General features: G+C 73.5%; 3 protein-coding genes. All 3 read right to left on the minus strand.

All coding sequences use genetic code 11. The features are described from left to right. From ACRB68_RS38105 to ACRB68_RS38115, 3 genes are read right to left on the minus strand one after another with little or no spacing between them, the layout of a single operon-like run. Nucleotides 1-3,906: an amino acid adenylation domain-containing protein gene (locus ACRB68_RS38105; RefSeq protein WP_153541478.1), complete on the minus strand. Its 3,906-nt coding sequence runs from the start codon at nucleotides 3,904-3,906 to the stop codon at nucleotides 1-3. Beyond that, nucleotides 3,906-11,582: a non-ribosomal peptide synthetase gene (locus ACRB68_RS38110; protein WP_153541480.1), complete on the minus strand. Its 7,677-nt coding sequence runs from the start codon at nucleotides 11,580-11,582 to the stop codon at nucleotides 3,906-3,908. The genes ACRB68_RS38105 and ACRB68_RS38110 overlap by 1 nt, the downstream gene beginning before the upstream one ends. After that, complete coding sequence (locus tag ACRB68_RS38115; RefSeq protein ID WP_153541482.1) at nucleotides 11,579-21,253, minus strand: non-ribosomal peptide synthetase; 9,675 nt, start codon at nucleotides 21,251-21,253, stop codon at nucleotides 11,579-11,581. Before ACRB68_RS38115 ends, ACRB68_RS38110 begins: the two co-directional genes overlap by 4 nt. Nucleotides 21,254-21,572: the final 319 nt, after the last annotated feature.

The raw sequence follows: 21,572 nt of genomic DNA on the forward strand, positions 1-21,572 counted from the left end.
TTATCGGCGGGTCGAATGTAGTTTGTCGAGCTTGGCGGCGAGGACGGCGCCCATCTCGGCGGCCGGCCCGGGCTCCATCAGGTGGTGGTGCTCGACGTCGAGGGGGTAGTCCTCGATCTCGCCGTCCACCAGCGGCGCCCAGTTGGCGCGGGCGGTCGGCGAGTCCTCGGTGCGGCCCTGCAGCGCGGTGAAGAAGACGAGGTCGCCGCGGAAGGGGCGGGGCCGGTACTCCTCGGCCTGGCGCACCCCGTTCTCGTAGTTGCGGTAGACGTTGACCAGGTCGTCCTCGCCGAGGGTGGACAGGGCGTCGCCGCGCTCGGCCAGCACGCCCATGATCTGGTCCAGGTCGGGGTTGCCGTCCTCGGCCAGCATGGTGGCGTCCACGCCGATGCCGAGCAGCAGCTCGGGCAGGATCTGCCGCTTCTCCGAGTCCAGGTCCAGGCCGTGGTAGGAGTCGATCATCGCCAGCAGCGCGACCTCCTCGCCGTCGTCCTGCAGCCGGGTGGCGATCTGGTAGGCGATGAGGCCGCCGAGGGACCAGCCGGCCAGGTTGTAGGGGCCGTGCGGCTGGACGCCGCGGATGAGCCCCAGGTAGTCCTCGGCCATCTCCTCGACCGAGCCCGGCAGCTCCGACTGGGTGAAGGCGCGCGCCTGCAGCCCGTAGATGGGCTGGTCGGGGCCGAGGTGGCGCTGGAACTGGAAGTAGTTCCAGGCCAGGCCGCCCGCCGGGTGGACGAAGAACAGCGGCGGCCGCGAGCCGGTGGCGCGGATCGGCAGCAGCACCTCGAAGCCGAGGTCGGCGCCGGCGTCGCGGGTCGCCAGGGCCTCGGGGGTCTGGTGGGTGAACACGTCCTTGGGGGTCAGCTCCAGGCCGGCCTGCCGGGCCTGGGTGGCCAGGCGCAGCGCGGCGATGCTGTCGCCGCCGAGGTCGAAGAAGCTGACGTCGGCGCCGACCCGCTCCACTCCGAGGACCTGCGCGAACAGCCCGCACCAGGTCTCCTCCTCGGGGGTGGCGGGGGCGCGTCCGGCGAGCGCCTGGCCGTAGTCGGGGGCGGGCAGCGCGCGGCGGTCGAGCTTGCCGGTCGGGCCGGTGGGGAAGGTGTCCAGCACGACGAACGCGGCGGGCACCATGTAGTCGGGCAGCCGCTCGGCCGCGTACCGGCGCAGGTCGGGGACCTCGTGGCCGGCGGTGGGCAGGACGTAGGCGACCAGGCGCTTGGCGCCGGGCTCGTCCTCGCGGGCGAGGACGGCGACGTTGGCGACGGCCGGGTGAGCGGAGATCGCCGCCTCGATCTCGCCGAGCTCGATGCGGAACCCGCGGATCTTGACCTGGAAGTCGGCGCGGTCGACGTATTCGAGGGTGCCGTCCTCACGCCAGCGCAGCAGGTCGCCGGTGCGGTACATGCGCTCACCGGGCGCGCCGAACGGGTTCGCGACGAACCGCTCCGCGGTGAGGACGGGCCGGTTCAGGTAGCCGCGCCCCATTCCGGCGCCGGCGATGTAGGCCTCGCCGGTCACGCCGGGCGGGACGGGCCGCAGCGACTCGTCCAGCAGGTAGACGCGCATGTCGTCGATGGGACTGCCGAGGACCGGCATGGTCTCGCCCGCTTCGAGGGGCGCGCGCATGCCGAGGATGGTGGTGTAGGTGGTGCACTCGGTCGGGCCGTAGACGTTGCCGACCTCGGTGCCGGGGCAGGCGGCCAGGACCTTGCGCATGGCGGCGACCGACCCGGCCTCGCCGCCGGTGAGGACCTCCTTCAGGTGCGCGAACACCTGCGGGCGCTCCTCGGCGACCAGGTTGAACAGGGTGGTGGTGATGAACAGGCCCTGCACGTCCTCGGCGTTGACGACCTCTTCGAGGGTCGCGGCGTCGAGCTGGCCCTTCGGCGCGACGACCAGGGTGCCGCCGTGCAGCAGCGGCATCCAGATCTCGTAGGTGGAGGCGTCGAAGGCGTGCGGCGAGTGCATCAGCACGCGGTCGTGGGCGCCGTTGCGCATGGTCGCGTCGTCGGCGAGGTCGACGACGTCGCGGTGCCGGACCATGGCGCCCTTGGGCAGCCCGGTCGAGCCGGAGGTGAACAGGACGTAGGCGACCTGCTCGGGGTGGATCCGCACGTCAGGGGCGGTGGACGGGCCGTCCACGTCGCCGTCGACCACGACCGTGCGGGCGCCGGTGCCGAGGTCGGCGACGCGTCCGGCGGTGACCGGGTCGACCAGCAGGACGGGCGCGGCGACCTCCTCGATCGCCCAGGCGATCCGGTCGGCGGGGTAGCTGTGGTGGATCGGCGCGTACACGCCGCCCGCCTTGACGACCGCCAGCGTCGCCACGACGACGTCGGCGGACCGGTCCAGCAGCATCGCCACGCGCGTCTCGGGGCCGACACCGAGGCCGATCAGCTTGTGTGCAAGGCGATTGGCGCGGGCGTCCAGCTCGGCATAGGTGATCGAGACGCCGTTCTCGCGGACGGCGACGGCGTCCGGGGTGGCGGCGACATGCGCGGCGAACCGGGCGGTGATGGTGTCCTGGGCGGCGCGGCCGGTGACCGGGCCCTGCCAGCCGTCCAGGACGAGGGCCCGCTCGGCGTCGTCCAGCACGTCGACGCGGCCGAGCGGAGTGTCCGGGCGGTGCGCGATCGCCTCCAGCACCCGGACGAGCCGGCCCATGATCTTCTCGGCGGCGGGCGCGCCGAACAGGTCGGTGCGGTGGTCCAGCCGCAGCGACAGCTCGCGGCCGGGGACGGCGGCGAGGGCGAGCGGGTAGTGGCTGGCGTCGTAGCCGTCCAGCGCGTTCAGGGTGAGGCCGCCGAGGTCGGTGCCGGCGGCGTCGGGGTCGAAGGGGTAGTTCTCCAGCACCGTCATGGTGTCGAAGAGCGTCCCGACTCCCGAGAGGCGCTGGATGTCGGCGAGGCCGACGTGGTGGTGCGCCATCAGGTCGGCCTGCTCGCCCTGGAGGGTGCGCAGCGCGTCCGCGACGGTGTCGGCGGGACGGACCTTCACCCGGATCGGCAGCGTGTTGATGAACAGGCCGATCATCTGCTCGACGCCGGGCAGCTCGGGCGGGCGCCCGGAGACGGCCGCGCCGAACACCACGTCGGTGCTGCCGGTGAGGCGGCCGAGGACCAGGCCCCAGGCGAGCTGCAGGACGGTGTTGAGGGTGACGCCCTGCGCGCGGGCACGCGCGGCCAGGGCGGCGGTCAGCTCCTCGGGCAGCGCGACGCGGACGCGGCCCGGGACCGTCTCCCCGGGAGGACCGGCGTCGGGGGCGACGAGGGTGGGCTGCTCCACGCCGTCCAGCGCGCGGCGCCAGGCGTCCTCGGCGGCGGCGCGGTCCTGCTTGGCGACCCACGCCAGGTAGTTCTTGTACGGGGTGACGCGCGGCATCCCGGTGTCGTCGCCCTTGGTCAGGTAGAGCGCGAACAGCTCGGTCTGCAGGATCGGGGTGGACCAGCCGTCCAGCAGGATGTGGTGGTTGGTGAACACCATCCGGTGCCGGTCCTCGCCCATTTTGATCAGGACGAAGCGCAGCAGCGGCGGGCGCGTCATGTCGAACGGCGTGGCCTGCTCGCGGGCGGCGATCGCGACGGCCGCGGCCTCCCGCTCGGCCTCGGGCAGGCCGGTGAGGTCGACGTCCTCCCACGGCGTCCGCACCTGGCGGTGCACGACCTGGACGGGCGTGCCCTCCTTGCGCTGGCGGAACCCGGCGCGCAGGTTGGCGTGCCGGCGCAGCAGCGTGCCGGCGGCGGCGCGCAGCGCGGCGGCGTCGAGCGGGCCGGTCAGCTCGAAGACGATCTGCGCGGTGTAGACGTCCTGGCCGGTGTCGAACAGGGCGTGGAAGAACAGGCCCTGCTGGAGCGGCGACAGCGGCAGGACGTCCTCGAGCTGCGACTGCTTCTTCGGTTCGGCCATTACTCCAGTTCCCATTCGCCGTCGAGCTCGGCGGCCAAGTCGTCGATCTCGTCCTGGTCCAGTTCCACCAGCGCCAGGTCGGACGGGGTGAAGCCGCCGACGGGCCCGTCGGCCGGGGCGTCCACGACGTGCGCGACCAGGCCGCGCAGCGCGGCGCACCAGCGGTCCGCCAGGTCCGCGATCTCGGCCTCGGCGAACAGGCCGCCCGCCCAGGTCCAGGTGGCGCTCAGTTCGGGCCCGGACGGCAGGTCGCGGGTGTGCGCGTTGACCTCGATCGCGTGCACCAGGGCGAGGGCGTCGTCCTGGCCGCCGGCGAGCGCGTCGTGGTCGGCCTGGCCCGCCGGGTTCCAGTCGGCGGCCTCGGCGGCGGCGGTGCGGCCGAGGTAGTTGAACGCGATCTGCGGCGTCCGCTCCGGCAGCCGCTCGGCGAGCAGGCCGTAGCCGATGCCGTTGTCGGGCAGCTCGCGCAGCTGCTCCTTGACCTTCTTCAGCGCGGTGCCGACGGCCGGGCCGCCCGCGACCGCCTCGGCCCAGTCGACGCCGCCCGCGTCCAGCCGGACCGGGAAGATCGAGGTGAACCAGCCGGCGGTGCGCGACAGGTCCACGCCGGGCACGATCTCCTCGCGGCCGTGGCCCTCCAGGTCGATCAGCACCGCGGGCTCGTCGGTGCCGCCGCGCTCGCGCCGCCACTCGGCGACGGCGAGCGCGAGGCCGGTCAGCAGCACGTCGTTGACGCGGCCGTGGAACGCGGCCGGGACGTCGGTGAGCAGCGGGCCGGTCACCTCGGCGGGCAGATCCACGGTGTGGTGGCGGGCCGTGCCGAAGGTGTCGGCCGCCGGGTCCAGCGGCCGGTCCGCCAGCGCCGGGTCCGGGGTGGCCAGGATCTCGGTCCACAGCGGGATCTCGGCGACGCGCGCGGGGTCGGACGCCTCGGCGGCCAGGCGCTGCGCCCAGCGGCGGAACGAGGTGCCGACCGGCTGCGGCTCCTGCCCGGCCCACGCGGTGACCAGGTCCGGCAGGACGATCCGCCACGAGACGCCGTCCACGACCAGGTGGTGCGCGGTGAGCAGCAGCCGCCCGGAGGTGTCCGGGCCGGCGTCGAACCAGACGAGCTGGACCATGGTCCCGGCGGCCGGGTCGAGCCGGCGGCGGGCCGCCAGCGACTCGGCGCGCAGGGTGGCGTGGTCGATGCCGTCCACGCGGCGGACGAGCGCCGCGGCGTCGACCGTGCCGGGCTCGGCGACCTCGAAACCCGCGCCGTCGTAGCGCAGGCGGAGCATGTCGTGGTGGTCCAGGACGGTCTGGAGCGCGCGGGTGAGCGCGTCCAGGTCCAGGCCCGGCGGGACCTGCAGCAGCATCCGCTGGCTGTAGCCGTCGACCGGGCCGTGCAGCTTCTGGAACCACCGCATGATCGGGGTGGCGGGGACGGGGCCGACGCCCGCGCCGGGCGGCTCGGCCTCGATCTGCTCGCCCTCGCCGACGGGCTGGGCGATGGCGGCCAGTTCCTCGACGGTCTGGTGCTGGAAGACCTCGCGCGGCGAGATGACCAGGCCGGACTGGCGGGCTCTCGACACCAGCTGGATGGCGATGATCGAGTCGCCGCCCAGGTCGAAGAACCCGTCGTCCACGCCGACCCGCTCCAGGCCCAGCACCTCGGCGAACAGACCCGCCAGCGTCTCTTCCTCGGAGGTGCGCGGGGCGCGGGAGGAGACCTTGGCCCCGAAGTCGGGCGCGGGCAGGGCCTTGCGGTCGAGCTTGCCGTTGGAGGTCAGCGGCAGCGCGTCCAGCGGGACGACGACGGCCGGGACCATGTAGTCCGGCAGCGTTTCGTTGACGAAACGGCGCAGCTCGCCCGAGTCGATGCCGGTGCCGACCGCGTAGGCGATCAGCTTCTCGTCGCGGACGACGACGGCGACGTCCGACACCGAGTCGTGGCGGGCGAGGGCGGACTCGATCTCGCCCAGCTCGATGCGGAAGCCACGCAGCTGGACCTGCTGGTCGGCGCGGCCCAGGTACTCCAGGCGGCCCATCTCACCCGACCAACCGACCCCGTCCGACCTCCCGGCCTTCAGCCAGCGGCCGAGGTCGCCGGTGCGGTACATGCGGGTGCCCGGCTTGCCGTGCGGGTCGGCGACGAAACGGTCGGCGGTCAGGTCGGGACGGTTCAGGTAGCCGCGCGCCAGGCCGTCGCCGGCCACGTACAGCTCACCGACGACGCCTGCCGGGACCGGTTCGAGCCGGTCGTCCAGCACGTAGACCTTGAGGTCGGGGATGCCGACGCCGATGACCGAGCCGGGTGCGGTGGCCGCGTAGGCGCGATCGAGCGCGACGTACGAGACGTGCACCGTGGTCTCGGTGATCCCGTACATGTTGACCAGCGTCGGCGCGTCCTCGGCATGCCGGGAGTACCAGTCGTCCAGACGCCCGAGTTCGAGGGCCTCACCGCCGAACACGATGTAACGCAGCGCCAGATCCTGGCCCGGGTTGTCCCGGTCGGCGGCCATCAGCTGGTAGAACGCCGACGGCGTCTGGTTCAGCACCGTCACCTTCTCCGCCGCCAGCAGACGCAGGAAGTCCTCCGGGCTGCGGCTGGTGAGGAAGGGGACGACCACGAGCCGGCCGCCGTACAGCAGCGGCCCCCACAGCTCCCACACCGAGAAGTCGAAGGCGTAGGAGTGGAACAGCGTCCACACATCGTCCGGGCCGAAATCGAACCACTGCTCCGTCGAGCGCAGCAGCCGCACGGCGTTCTGGTGCGGGATCACCACGCCCTTCGGACGGCCTGTCGAACCCGAGGTGTAGATGACGTACGCCGGGTTGTCCGGGGTGAGCGGCGCGAGGCGGTCGGCGTCGGTCAGGTCGGTGCCGGCGTAGTCGCCGTCCACCTCTACCGAGTCGACGGTGAGGACGGGCTTGGCGTCGTCGAGCATGTAGGCGATGCGGTCGGCCGGGTAATCAGGGTCGATCGGCACATACGCCGCACCGGTCTTCAGAACCGCCAGGATCGCTACAACCAGCTCGGCCGAACGCGGCAGCGCCAGCGCCACGAACCGCTCAGGGCCTGCGCCCTGCGCGACGAGGTGGCGGGCGAGCCGGTTGGCGCGCTCGTTCACCTCGCCATAGGTAAGGGTGCGGTCCTCGAAGGTGACGGCCGGGGCGTCGGGACGAGCCGCGGCCTGCGCCTCGAACAGCGCCGGGATCGTCGTCCGCTCCGCCTTCCCGACGGCCGAACCGCCCGCCCACTTGCGCAGGAGGGTGCGGCGCTCGGCGCGGTCCAGGATGTCGGCGGTGCCGATCGGGGCGTCCGGGGCGTCAACCAGCTCGCGGACGAGGCGCTCGAAGCGGTCCGCAATCGACCGGGCGGTGTCGGCGTCGAACAGGTCGAGCGCGTACTCCAGCCCGGCCTCGATGCCGGCCGGGGCGCCGTTGCCGCCTTGGCGTTCCTCCAGGTAGAGGGACAGGTCGTACTTGGCGACGCCGGAGCCGAGCGGTTCGGCGCCGCCGGACAGGCCGTCCAGCTCCAGCTTGGCCTCGGGGTTGTTCTGGAAGGACAGCACGACCTGGAACAGCGGGTGGCGGGCCATCGAGCGGGCCGGGTTCACCACCTCGACGAGCCGCTCGAACGGCAGGTCCTGGTGCGCGTAGGCGGCGAGGTCGGTCTCCTTGACCCGGGCGATCAGGTCGCGGAAGGTCGGGTCGCCGGAGGTGTCGGTGCGCAGCACGAGCATGTTGACGAACATGCCGACCAGATCGTCCAGCGCCTCGTCGGTACGGCCCGCGATCGGCGAACCGATCGGGATGTCGGTGCCCGCGCCGAGCCGCGTCAGCAGCGCGGCATAGGCGGCCTGCATGACCATGAACAGGCTGGCGCCGGACTCGCGGGCCAGGGTGAGCAGGCCCGCGTGCAGGTCGGCGTCCAGCTCGAAGGCGAGCGTGGCGCCCCGGTAGGACGCCTCGGTCGGGCGCGGCCGGTCGGCGGGCAGCTCCAGCTGGTCGGGCAGCCCGGCGAGGGTCTTCTTCCAGTAGGCGATCTGCTGCGAGATGAGCGACTCGGGGTCGTCCTCGGCCCCGAACAGCTCGCGCTGCCAGAGGGCGTAGTCGGCGTACTGGACCGGCAGCGGCGCCCACTGCGGCGCCTGGCCCTCGGCGCGGGCGGCGTAGGCGAGGATGACGTCGCGGGCGAGCGGCGCCATCGACCAGCCGTCACCGGCGATGTGGTGCAGGACCAGCGTCAGGACCTGCGTGTCGTCGCCGAGGTCGAACAGGCGGACCCGCAGCGGCGGCTCCACCGACAGGTCGAAGCCCTGGCCGACGACGGCGGCGAGCTCCATCGGCAGCGACGCCTCGTCGGTGTGCACGACGGTGATGGCCGGGCGGGCGGACGCGGCGTCCAGGACGAGCTGGCGCGGCGTGCCCGCGGCGTCGGGGAAGACGGTGCGGAGCGGCTCGTGCCGGGCGACGACGTCGCCGAGCGCGGCCTGCAGCGCGTCGCGGTCCAGGCGGCCGTTCAGGCGGAGCGCGACGGGCATGTTGAAGGTCGCCGAGGGCCCCTCGAACCGGTTGAGGAACCACAGCCGCTGCTGCGCGTACGACAGCGGGACGGTCTCGGGCCGGTCCGCGCGCACCAGCGGCGGCCGGGCGGTGCCGGACGCCCGCGCGACGCGCTCGGCCAGGCCGGCGACGGTCGGCGCCTCGAACAGCGCGCGCACCGGCAGCTCCACGCCGAGCGTGGAGCGGATCCTGCTGATCAGCCGGGTGGCGACCAGCGAGTCGCCGCCGAGGTCGAAGAACCCGTCGTCGACGCCGACGCGGGCGACGCCGAGGATCTCGGCGAACAGCCCGCACAGGATCTCCTCCTGCGGCGAGCGCGGCGCGCGGCTCACGGTCGCGGCGGCGTCGGGCGCCGGGAGGGCCCTGCGGTCGAGCTTGCCGTTCACCGTGAGCGGCAGCGCCTCCAGCACGGTGATCGAGGGGACCATGTAGTCGGGCAGGTGCGCGGCGGCGTAGCGGCGCAGGCCCGCGACGTCCACCGTGGCGGGGACGACGTAGGCGGCGAGGCGGCCGTCGTGGACGACGACGGCGGCGTGCGCGACGCCGTCGTAGCGGCCGAGGACGTTCTCGATCTCGCCGGGCTCGACCCGGAAGCCGCGGATCTTGACCTGGTCGTCGACCCGGCCGAGGTACTCGATCGTCCCCTTGCCCGTCCAGCGGACGAGGTCGCCGGTGCGGTACATGCGGTCGCCGGGCGCGCCGAACGGGTCGGCGACGAACCGCTCGGCGGTCAGGCCGGGGCGGCCGAGGTAGCCGCGCGCCAGCTGGCCGCCCGCCAGGTACAGCTCGCCCGGCAGGCCGGGCGGGACCGGCTGCAGCGCCGCGTCCAGCACGTAGGCGCGGGTGTTGCGGTAGGGGGCGCCGACGGCCGGCCGGTCCGCGTCGCTCACCTTGGCGTTCATGGTGTCGACGGTCGACTCGGTCGGGCCGTAGAAGTTGCGGACGGTGACGCCGGTGAGGCCGCGCAGCTCGTCCCAGAGCGCGTCACCGATCGCCTCGCCGCCGAGCAGCAGCGTGGACGGCCGGTGCGCGGCGGTGAGCAGGCCCGACTCGCGCAGCGACTGGAAGTGCGACGGCGTGGTGTTGACCAGGTCGATCCCGGCGCCCGCGATGTACCGGGCGAACGCCTCCACGTCGCGGCGGGTGACGTCGTCGATGAGGTGGAGCTCCTGGCCGTGCATCATCCACAGCAGGCCGTGCCAGGAGGTGTCGAAGGAGAACGACGCCAGGTGCGCGAAGCGCATGCGCCGCCCGGCCTTCGCGATCTCCGGGTCCATGAACGTGGCGCGGTGCGCCTCGTAGTAGTTGAGGACGGCCGAGTGCGCCACCGGCACGCCCTTCGGGCGGCCCGTCGAACCGGAGGTGTAGATGACGTAGGCGGCGTTGCCGGGGCGCAGCGGCCGGACGCGCTCGGCGTCGGTCGGGTCGTGCGCGGGACGGCCCGCGACGTCCAGGCCCTCGGTGATCGTCAGGACCGGCCGCGCGTCGTCCAGCATGTAGGCGATGCGGTCGGCCGGGTACTCGGGGTCGACCGGCACGTACGCCGCGCCCGCCTTCAGCACGGCCAGGATCGCCACGACGATCTCGGGGGTGCGCGGCAGCACCAGCGCGACCCGGTCCTCGGCGCCGATCCCCCGCGCGATCAGCTCGTGCGCGAGGCGGTTGGCGCGCTCGTTCAGCTCCTCGAACGTGATCGCCTGGCCGCCCGCGACCAGTGCCACGTCGGCGGGGGTCTGCGCGGCCTGGTGCTCGAACAGGCCGGCCAGGGTGCCGGGGCGCGGCTCGGCGGCGGTGTCGTTCCAGGACGCCAGCGCCGCGCGCTCCTCCTCCCCCGCCAGGGACACCGCGCCGATGAGCCGCTCGGGGTCCTCGGCGAACGCCTCCAGGAAGCGGCGGGTGCGGGCGAGCAGCGCCTCCACGACCGGCTGCTCGTAGACGTCGGGCCGGTAGTGCAGCCGCAGCGACAACTCGTCGCCGGGCACCGCGACGAACGACAGCGGGAAGTGCGTGGCGTCGTAGGACTCGAACCCGGTGATGCGGACGCCGTTCAGCGACCCGTCCATGGACGCCGGGTCGAACGGGTAGTTCTCCAACACTGTCATGGTGTCGAAGAGCGCGCCGTTGTGGCCGGACGCCTTCTGGATGTCGGTGAGGCCGAGGTGGTGGTGGGCCAGCAGCTCGGTCTGCTCGTCCTGGAGCCGCTCCATGAGCGAGGCGAGCGTCTCGTTCTGGGAGTAGCGGACCCGGATCGGCAGCGTGTTGATGAACAGGCCGATCATCTGCTCGACGCCGGGCAGCTCGGGCGGGCGGCCCGACACCGTCGCGCCGAACACCACGTCGCCCGAGCCGAGCAGCCGGCCGACGGTGAGGCCCCAGGCGCCCTGCAGCACGGTCGACAGCGTCACGCCGTGGCGGCGCGCGGCGCGGCCGAGCTTCTTGGTGAGCCGCTCGTCCAGCGTGGTGATCGTGCGGGCGGGCGGCGCGGGCGGGCGGCCGGCGGCCTCGGGGGCGACCAGGCTCGGCTCGCCGACGCCGTCCAGCGCGCGGCGCCAGGCGTCCTCGGCGGCGCTGCGGTCCTGCCCGGCCAGCCACGCCAGGTAGTTCTTGTACGGGGTGACGCGCGGGAACCCGGCGTCGTGGCCGCCCTGGATGTACAGCAGGAACAGCTCGGTCGCCAGGACCGGGGTGGACCAGCCGTCCAGCAGGATGTGGTGGTTGGTGAACACCAGGCGGTGCCGTTCGGCCGACAGCCGGATCAGCACGAACCGCAGCAGCGGCGGCGCGGTCACGTCGAACTTGCGCGCGCGCTCGCGGGCGACGATGCCGGCGGCCTCGGCGTCGCCGGACGCCTCGACCTCCTCCCACGGCAGCTCGACCGAGCGCGGGATCACCTGGACCGGGCGCGACAGGTCCTCGTGCCAGAACGCGGCGCGCAGGTTGGCGTGCCGGCGCAGCAGCGTGTCGGCGGCGGTGCGCAGCGCGGCGGCGTCGAGCGGGCCGTCCAGGTCCAGGACGATCTGCGCCGTGTAGACGTCGGTGTCGTCCCGGTCGAACAGCGCGTGGAAGAAGAACCCCTGCTGCAGCGGCGACAGCGGCAGGATGTCCTCAAGGTCCCCCCGGTTCAAAACTTGCCTTTCCACGCGTCCTGAAGCTTGTCGATCTCGCTCTGGTCCAGCTCCACCAGCAGGTCGGAGGGGGTGAACCCGCCCGCCGCGCCGGTGGTGACGTGCGCGACCAGCCCGCGCAGGGCGGCGAACCAGGCCTCGGCCAGCTCGCGCACCTCCTCCTCGGTGAGCAGCCCGTCCGGCCAGGTCCAGGTGGCCGACAGCTCGGGGCCGGCGGCCAGGTCCCGGGTGATGGCGTTGATCTCCAGCAGGTGCGCGAACGGCATCCGCGGGTCCTCGCCGGCGGGCGGCTCCTCGGGCGCGATGCTCCAGTCGCCGCCCTCGGCGCCGGGGGCGACCCGGCCGAGGTAGTTGAAGGCGATCTGGGCGGGCGCGAGGTCGGCGAGCTCCTCGGCGGCCGCGTCGTCCAGGTAGCGCAGCAGGCCGTAGCCGATGCCGTTGTGCGGGATCTGGCGCAGCTGCTCCTTGACCTTCTTGATGGCGCCGCCGACGACCGCGCCGCCGCCGGCGACCTCGGCCCAGTCAGCGAGGCCGGCGTCCAGGCGGGCCGGGTGGATCGAGGTGAACCAGCCGGCGGTGCGCGACAGGTCGACGCCGGGGACGATGTCCTCGCGGCCGTGGCCCTCCAGGTCCAGCAGCACGCTCGTGCCGCGGCCGCCGCGCTGCTTGCGCCAGTGCGCGACGGCGAGGGCGAGGCCGGTGAGAAGCACGTCGTTGGCGCGGCCGTGGAACGCGGCCGGAACGTCGGTGAGCAGCGGCCCGGTGACGTCGGCGGGCAGCTCCAGGTGCAGCGACCGGGCGCGGGCGGCGACGTCGACGCTGGGGTCGAGCGCGCGCGCTGCGAGGCGCTGGTTGGGGCCGTCCACGATGTCGAGCCAGGTGTCGAGCTCGTCGGCGCGCGCCGGGTCGGACGCGGCGGCGGTGAGGCGCTGCGCCCAACGACGGAACGAGGTGTTCACCGGCGCGAGCTCGGCGCCCGCCCAAGCGGCGACGAGGTCTGGGGTGATGATGCGCCAGGTCACGCCGTCCACGACCAGGTGGTGCAGCGCGATCAGCAGCCGGCCCTGCGCGTCGCCGGCGTCGAACCAGACCAGCTGCGCCACGGTCCCGGCGACCGGGTCGAGGCGGTCGCGGGCGGCCAGGGCCTGCTCGGTGACGACGGCGGCGAGCTTGTCGCCGTCCAGGCCGGCCACGTCCACCCGGGTGACCAGGCCCTCGGCGGACACCTCGGCCCGGACGACCGGCTGCCACTCGCCGCCGGACACGTCCAGGCGGAGGCGGAGCATGTCGTGGTGGTCCAGGACCTTCTGGAACGCGGCGGTGAGCTGCTCCACGCCGAGGCCGGCGGGAGTGCGCAGCAGCAGCGACTGGTGGAAGCCGGCGGCGAGGGAGGCGTCGCCGTCCACGCGGTCGCGCAGCCACGCCACGATCGGGGTGACCGGGACGGGGCCGGTCCCGGTGCCGGGGGCCTCGACCTCGATCTGCTCGCCCTCGCCGACGGGCTGGGCGATGGCGGCCAGCTCTTCGACGGTCTGGTGCTGGAACACCTCGCGGGGCGAGATCACCAGGCCGGCCTGGCGGGCGCGGGAGACGAGCTGGATGGCGATGATCGAGTCGCCGCCCAGGTCGAAGAACCCGTCGTCCACGCCGACCCGCTCCAGGCCCAGGACCTCGGCGAACAGACCCGCGAGGATCTCCTCTTCAGAGGTGCGGGGGGCGAGCGCGGAGACCTTGGCGCCGAAGTCGGGCGCCGGGAGGGCCTTGCGGTCGAGCTTGCCGTTGACGGTGAGCGGCAGCGCGTCCAGCTCCACCACGACGGCCGGGACCATGTAGTCGGGCAGGTCCTGGCCGGCGAACTTGCGCAGCTCGGCGGAGTCGATCTCGGTGCCGACGACGTAGGCGACGAGCTTGTCGTCGCGGACGATGACGGCGACGTCGTCGACCGAGTCGTGGCGGGCGAGCGCGGACTCGATCTCGCCCAGCTCGATGCGGAAGCCACGCAGCTGGACCTGCTGGTCCGAGCGGCCGAGGTACTCCAGCCGGCCGTCTTCCAGCCAGCGGCCGACGTCGCCGGTGCGGTACATGCGGGTGCCGGGCGCGCCGAACGGGTCGGCGACGAAACGCTCGGCGGTCAGGTCGGGACGGTTGAGATAGCCGCGCGCCAGGCCGTCGCCCGCCACGTACAGCTCGCCGACCACGCCGGGAGCGGCGGGCTGGAGGCGGTCGTCCAGGACGTAAAGGCGCAGGTCGGGGATGCCGACGCCGATGACCGAGCCGGGTGCGGTGGCCGCGTAGGCACGGTCGAGCGCGACGTACGAGACGTGCACCGTGGTCTCGGTGATGCCGTACATGTTGACCAGCGTCGGCGCGTTCTCCGGGTGCCGCGAGTACCAGTCGTCCAGACGGCCCAGCTCAAGGGCCTCGCCGCCGAACACGATGTAGCGCAGCGCCAGGTCCTGGCCCGGGTTGTCCCGGTCGGCGGCCATGAGCTGGTAGAACGCCGACGGCGTCTGGTTCAGCACCGTGACCTTCTCCGCCGCCAGCAGGCGCAGGAAGTCCTCCGGGCTGCGGGACGTCAGGAACGGCACCACGACCAGGCGGCCGCCGTAGAGCAGTGAGCCCCACAGCTCCCAGACGGTGAAGTCGAAGGCGTAGGAGTGGAACAGCGTCCACACATCGTCCGGGCCGAAGTCGAACCACTGCTCGGTCGACTTCAGCAGGCGGGCGACGTTCTGGTGCGGGACCACCACGCCCTTCGGACGACCCGTCGAACCCGAGGTGTAGATGACGTACGCCGGGTGCTCGGGCGACAGCGGCCGGACACGGTCCTCGTCGCCGAGGTCGCTGTCCAGGTAGGCGGAGTGCTCCTGCTCGTCCAGCAGGACGCGCGGCAGTTCCTCCGGCAGCGCCGATCCGGCCTCGCCCGTGGTGATCGCGATGACGGGCTTGGCGTCGTCCAGCATGTGGGCGATGCGGTCGGCCGGGTAGTCCGGGTCGATCGGCACATACGCCGCACCGGTCTTCAGAACCGCCAGGATCGCCACGACCAGCTCCGCCGAACGCGGCAGCGCCAGCGCCACGAACTGCTCGGCGCCGATCTCGCGGGCGGCCAGGTAGCGGGCAAGGCGGTTGGCCTCGGCGTTGACCTCGCCGTAGGTGAGGGTGCGGCCCTCGAAGGTGACGGCCGGGGCGTCGGGACGGGCCGCGGCCTGCGCCTCGAACAGCGCCGGGATCGTCGCCCGCTCCGCCTTCCCGACGGCCGAACCGCCCGCCCAGTCGCCCAGGATCGTCGCGCGCTCGTCCCCGGACAGGACGGGCGCGGCGCCGATGCGGGTGTCGGGGGCGTCCAGCAGCGCGGTCAGGAACCGCTCGAAGCGGGTGATGAGGCGCTCGGCGGAAGCCGGGTCGTACAGGTCGAGCGCGTACTCCAGCTCGCCGGCGAGGCCGTCCTCCTCCTCGGTCAGGACCATCAGCAGGTCGAAGCGGGAGACGCCGGCGTACAGCGGCTCGACCTCGGCGGTGAAGCCGGGCAACTCGACCTTGGCCTTGGGGTTGTTCTGGAAGGTCAGGCCGACCTGGAACAGCGGGTGGCGGCCGAGGTGGCGCGGCGGGTTGAGGACCTCGACCAGGCGCTCGAAGGGGACGTCCTGGTGCGCGTAGGCGGCCAGGTCGGTCTCCTTGACCCGGCCGATCAGGTCGCGGAACGTCGGGTCGCCGGAGGTGTCGGTGCGGAAGACCAGCATGTTGACGAACATGCCGACCAGATCGTCCAGCGCCTCGTCGGTACGGCCCGCGATCGGCGACCCGATCGGCACGTCGGTGCCCGCGCCGAGCCGGGTCAGCAGCGCGGCGAACGCGGCCTGCGCGACCATGAACGGGCTGGCGCCGGTCTCGCGCGACAGCTTCAGCAGCGCGGCGTGCACGCCCGCGCCGAGGCGGAAGCGGGCGGTGCCGCCGCGGTAGGACGCCTCGGCCGGGCGCGGCCGGTCGGCGGGCAGCTCCAGTTCCTCGGGCAGCCCGGCGAGCGCGTCCTTCCAGTACGCGATCTGCCGCGAGATGAGCGATCCGGGGTCGTCCTCGGACCCGAACAGCTCCTGCTGCCAGAGGGTGTAGTCGGCGTACTGGACCGGCAGCGGCGCCCAGCCGGGGGCCTGGCCGCCGGCGCGCGCCGTGTAGGCGGTGATGACGTCGGTGGCGAGCGGCGCCAGCGACCAGCCGTCGCCGGCGATGTGGTGCATCAGCAGCAGGACGACGTGCTCCTCTTCCGCGAGGCGGAACAGGTGGGCGCGCAGCGGCGGCTCGGCGGAGATGTCGAAGGCGTACCCGGCGGCCATGCCGAGGCGGGCGGGCAGCTCGGCCGCGGTCGTCTCGGTGATCTGCAGCTCGGGGCGGGCCGCGGCCGGGTCCAGGACGAGCTGGCGCGGGACGCCGCCGCTGTCGGGCAGCACCGTGCGCAGCGTCTCGTGCCTGGCGACGACGTCGCCGAGCGCGGTCTGCAGCGCGGCCGGGTCGAGCGCGCCGCGGATGCGCAGCGCGATCGGCATGTTGTAGGTCGCCGACGGGCCCTCGAACCGGTTGAGGAACCACAGCCGCTGCTGGGCGTAGGACGGCGGGACCGTCTCGGGCCGCTCGCGCGCCTCCAGCGCGGGCCGGGCGCCGCCGGACAGGCCGGACAGCAGCGCGGCGATGCCGGCGACGGTCGGGGTCTCGAACAGGGTGCGGACGGGCAGCTCGACGTCCAGCGCGCGGCGGATCCGGCTGACCACCCGGGTGGCGATCAGCGAGTTGCCGCCGAACTCGAAGAAGTCGTCGTCGACGCCGACGCGGTCCAGGCCGAGCAGGTCGGCGAAGACGGCGGCGACGATCTGCTCGCGCTCGTCGCGCGGGGCGCGGTAGGGGGCGGTACGGCCCGAGATCTCCGGCTTCGGCAGCGCCTTGGTGTCGACCTTGCCGTTCGGGGTGAGCGGCAGCTCGTCCAGCACCACCACCGCGGACGGCACCATCGACTCGGGCAGGTTCTGCCGGGCGTAGGCGCGCAGCTCCTCGGGGTCGAGGGTCTGGCCGGGCGCGGCGACGACGTAGGCGACCAGCCGCTTCACCCCGGGCGCCGCGGGGACGACGGCGGCGCGGCGCGCGTCGGCGCCGGGCAGCTCCAGGCCGCCGACGGTGACGGCGGCGGCGCTGGCGACGGCGGCCTCCAGCACCTGCCGGAACCAGCCGGCGAGGTCGGCGACGGTCTCGCGGTCGAACAGGTCGGCCGCGTACTCGACGGTGCCCGCGAGGGCGCCCGAGCCGTCCCGGGCCTCCTCCAGCAGGAACTCCAGGTCGAACTTGGCCACGCCCGCGTCGACCGGCTCGACCGCGACGGTGAGGCCGGGCAGCTCGACGGTCGCCTCGGGGTTGTTCTGCAGGGTCAGCATGACCTGGAACAGCGGGTGCCGGGCCAGCGACCGGGCCGGGTTGAGGACCTCCACCAGGCGCTCGAACGGCACGTCCTGGTGGGCGTAGGCGCCGAGGTCGGTCTCGCGGACGCGGCCGAGCAGCTCGGCGAACGAGGGGTTGCCGGAGGTGTCGGTGCGCAGCACCAGGGTGTTGACGAACACGCCGACCAGGTCGTCCAGCGCCTCGTCGGTGCGGCCCGCGATCGGCGACCCGATCGGCACGTCGGTGCCGGCGCCGAGGCGGGTGAGCAGCGCGGCGAGCGCGGCCTGCAGCACCATGAACAGGCTGACCTGGTGGGTGCGGGCGAGGGCGGCCAGGCCCTGGTGCAGTTCGGCGGGCAGCTCGAAGGAGACCTGGCCGCCGCGGTAGGACGCGCGGTCGGGGCGCGGCCGGTCGGTGGGCAGCGGCGTCTGGTCGGGCAGCCCGGCCAGGGTCTTCTTCCAGTAGGCGATCTGCCGGGCGGCCAGGCTGGCCGGGTCGTCCTCGGCGCCGAGCAGCTCGCGCTGCCACAGGGCGTAGTCGGCGTACTGGACCGGCAGCGGCGCCCAGCCGGGGGCGTGGCCGTCGCGGCGGGCCAGGTAGGCGGTGATGACGTCGCGGGCGAGCGGCGCCATCGACCAGCCGTCGCCGGCGATGTGGTGCAGGACCAGCAGGAGGAGGTGCTCGTGAGGCCCGTCCGCCGGCGAAGCCGGCTCCTCCGGCCCTCGGGGGGTCTGGGGGGTCGCCCCCCCAGAAGCAGCACGGCCGATCTCGTACAGGTGGGCGCGCAGCGGGAGCTCGGTGGCGAGGTCGAAGCCGCGGGTGGCGTCCATGAACAGCGCGCCGTGGAGGTCGCCGTCCGGCACGCCGCCGATGTGCAGGGCCGGGTCGGCCTCACCGGGGGCGAGGACGCGCTGGTAGGCCTCGCCGTCCGCCTCGCCGAACAGCGTCCGCAGCGACTCGTGCCGGTTCACCACGTCGCGCAGCGCGGCGCGCAGCGCGTCCTGGTCCAGTGCGCCGGTGAGACGGAGCGGGATCGGCATGTTGTAGGTGGCGGTGAGCCCTTCGAGCCGGCTGAGGAACCACAGCCGCTCCTGCGCGTACGACACCGGCAGCGGGTCGGGCCGGTCGGCTGGGCGCAGCACCGGGCGGGCGGGCTCGGCCTTGGCCGTCGCGATGTGCTCGGACAGCCCGGCGACCGACGGGGTCTCGAACAGGGCGCGGACGGGCAGTTCGACGTCCAGCGCGGCGCGCGCGCGGGAGACGACGCGGGTGGCCTTGAGGGAGTCGCCGCCGAAGTCGAAGAAGTCGTCGTCGATGCCGATGTGCTCGATGCCGAGGACGTCGGCGAAGATCCCGCACAGGATCTCCTCGCGGGCGTCGCGCGGGCCGCGCCCGGTGGTGGCGGCGGCGAAGACCGGCTCGGGCAGCGCGCCGCGGTCGATCTTGCCGGCCGGGTTCAGCGGCATGGCGTCCAGCACCACGATCGCCGCCGGGATCATGTACTCGGGCAGCGTCCCGGCCAGGAACGCCTTCAGCCGCGCCGGGTCGGGGGCGGTGTCGTCCGCCGGGACGACGTAGGCGACCAGCATGGTGTCGTCGGCCGCGTCGCGCCGCGCGGTCACCACGTGCTGGCCGACCTGCGGGTGCGCGGCGAGCGCCGCCTCGATCTCGCCGAGCTCGATGCGGAAGCCGCGCACCTTGACCTGGTGGTCGGAGCGGCCGATGAACTCCAGCTGCCCGTCCGGCAGCCAGCGCACCACGTCGCCGGTGCGGTACATCCGCTCGCCGGGCGCGCCGAAGGGGCAGGCGACGTAGCGTTCGGCGGTGAGGTCGGGGCGGCCGAGGTAGCCGCGGGTGAGGCCGGGGGTGGTCAGGTACAGCTCGCCGGGCACGCCGGCCGGGACCGGCTTCAGCGCGTCGTCCAGCACATAGGCGCCGGTGTTGCCGAGCACCGCGCCGATCGGCGCGTTCGCGGCGGGGTCGCCGTCGTCGATCCACGCGGTGACCAGGACGGTGATCTCGGTGGGGCCGTAGACGTTGGTGATGCGCGCCTGCGGCGCCAGCGCGCGCAGGTCGCGCAGCAGCCGCGGCGACAGCGCCTCGCCGCCGAGCATCAGGTCGCCGACGTCCAGCTTGAGGGAGCCGCGCGCGATCAGCGCGGCGACCGCCGAGGGCACGCCGCCGAGGAAGGTGCCCTCCCAGCCGCCGCGGTCGGTGAGCTCCAGCAGGTCGCGCACCACGTCCAGGCAGCCGCCGCTGGACAGCGTCAGGTACCACTCGATGATCGAGATGTCGAAGTTCAGCGACGTGCCGAACAGCACCCGCGCCATCCGCTCGGGCGGGAACACCGGCTGCATCCGGGCCTGGAACTCCACCAGGTTGGCGTGGGTGACCACGACGCCCTTCGGGCGGCCGGTGGAGCCGGAGGTGTAGATGATGTAGGCGGGGTTGCCGGGCCGGACCGGCCGCACCCGCTCGGCGTCGGTGAGGTCGCCGCCGGGGGTGCCCTCCAGGTCCAGGGTGTCCAGCTCGACGCGGACGACGTCGCCCGGCAGCGGCACCTCGCTGGTGGTGACGACGCAGGCGGGGGCGGCGTCCTGCAGCATGTAGGCGACGCGGTCGGGCGGGTAGGAGGGGTCGAGCGCCTGGTAGGCGGCGCCCGCCTTCATCACCCCGAGCGTCGCCACGACGGTGCGCGCGTCGTGCGGCAGCGCGACCGCGACCAGGTCCTCGGCGCCGACGCCGAGGCCCACCAGGTGGCGGGCCAGCCGGTTGGCGCGGGCGTTCAGCTCGGCGTAGGTGATCCGCCCGTCGCCGGCGGTCAGCGCGATCGCGTCCGGGGTACGGGCGGCGTGCGCCTCGATCAGCTCGTGCGCGAGCACGTCGCGCTCCACCGGCAGCGCGGGGCCGTTCCACTCGTGCAGGATCGTGTGCCGCTCGGCGTCGGTGAGCAGCTCGATCTCGCGCAGCGGGGTGGCCGGGTCGGCGTCCCCGAGCGCGCGCATGAACCGGATGTAGCGGTCGTGGTGCGCGGCGACCTCGTCCGCGCCGTACAGGTCGGGGTGGGCCTCGAAGTCGACGCGCAGGCCGTTGCCGTCGAAGTTGTCGTAGATGTTGATCTGCAGGTCCTCGACCGGGCCGACGGTGAGGGCGTGCATCCGGCCCGGCGTGCCGCCGAAGTCCAGCCGGTAGTCGAACGCCATGATGTTGATGACCGGGCCGTACATGCGGCGGCGGTCGCCGAGCAGCTTCAGGTCGCGGCGCAGGTCCTCGTACCGGTAGCGCTGGTGGCGCAGGGCCCGCGCGCTCGCCCGGGTGACCGAGCGGACGAGCTCCTCGACCGTCATGTCCGGGCGCACCTGAACCCGCAGCGGCAGGATCGAGGACATCATCGCCGGCGTCTCCAGCGCCAGCCGGGTGACGCGGCCGGTGACCGCGAGGCCGAGGATGACGTCCTCGGTGCCGGTCATCCGCGCCATGTAGGCGGCGGTCGCGGCGATCGCCAGGCCCTGGGAGGCGGTGCGCAGCCGCCGCGACCCGGCGGCCAGCGCCTCGCTCTGGTCCGGCGGGACGGTGACGACGCGGGAGATGTAGTCGGCGGTGGGCCCGGCGATCTCGTCGGTGAGGCCGGCCGCGACGGGCTTGTCGGCGAACCGCTCCAGCCAGTACGCCCGGTCGCGCTCGAACCGCTCGCTCTCGCGGTAGGCGGCCTCCTCGGCCAGCAGCCTCCGGTAGTCGCCGAGCCTGCCGGGCACGTACTCGCCGCCCCGCAGGAGGGTGGTGTACACCTCGGCGGCGCGGTGGCTGATGATCGGGCCGCAGTAGCCGTCCTGGATGATGTGGTGCGAGCGGATGAACCACCAGTGCACCTGCGGCGCCAGCCGGAGCAGCGCGGTGACGCTCAGCCGGTCGCCGTCCATCGGCAGCGGCTCGCGCATGCGCGCGTCCATCCACGCGCGCGCGGCGGCCTCCGGGTCGGGCTCGCCGCTCAGGTCCACCAGCGGAATGGACGCCGGGGCCTTCTCGATGACCTGCTGCGCCATTCCGTCGTGCTCGACGATGCGCACGTGCATGGCGTCGAGTTCGTGCGAGCAGAGACGGGCGGTGCGGTCGAACAGCTCGGCGTCGAGCGGTCCCTCGATCTCGATGTACAGCGCGATATGGACCGGCGTTTCCGGTGCCAGCTGCTGCGCGTACCAGACGCTCTGCTGGGCGGCGGAAAGAGGAACGTACTCGGAGGACGACATCAAGCGGTACTTTCCCGGTCGGAGGGGGACTTCTTAATGCCCGATACGGCGGCTGGACTTTCCGGCCGCGGGCAGGAGGCAAAGCGACTGAACACGCAACTACGGGCCGTCCCCGTCCCCTTTCCCCAAGTCCCTTCCGGGATCGTGATTTCGCGCCCGATCCAAAGGTGTGTTCGTCCGCGGTTCACTCCCGGCCGGTGCGGAGCGCCACTGCTTCCGTCCCCCGGCGAGGGCCCGACCCCGCGCCCCGTCTCTACTGAGGAGTAGCGGAGCCACAGTTAACCAGCCTGTCACATGGCTCGCAATCCCCCCAAAAGTA

Origin of the sequence: Actinomadura macrotermitis (genome assembly GCF_009604375.1) — a bacterium.
Lineage (GTDB): Bacteria > Actinomycetota > Actinomycetes > Streptosporangiales > Streptosporangiaceae > Spirillospora > Spirillospora macrotermitis.

Bases quoted from the DNA above. Each gene is read 5' to 3' on its own strand.
- ACRB68_RS38115 (WP_153541482.1), bottom strand. From the start codon at position 21,253: ATGTCGTCCTCCGAGTACGTTCCTCTTTCCGCCGCCCAGCAGAGCGTC.
- ACRB68_RS38105 (WP_153541478.1), bottom strand. From the start codon at position 3,906: ATGGCCGAACCGAAGAAGCAGTCGCAGCTCGAGGACGTCCTGCCGCTG.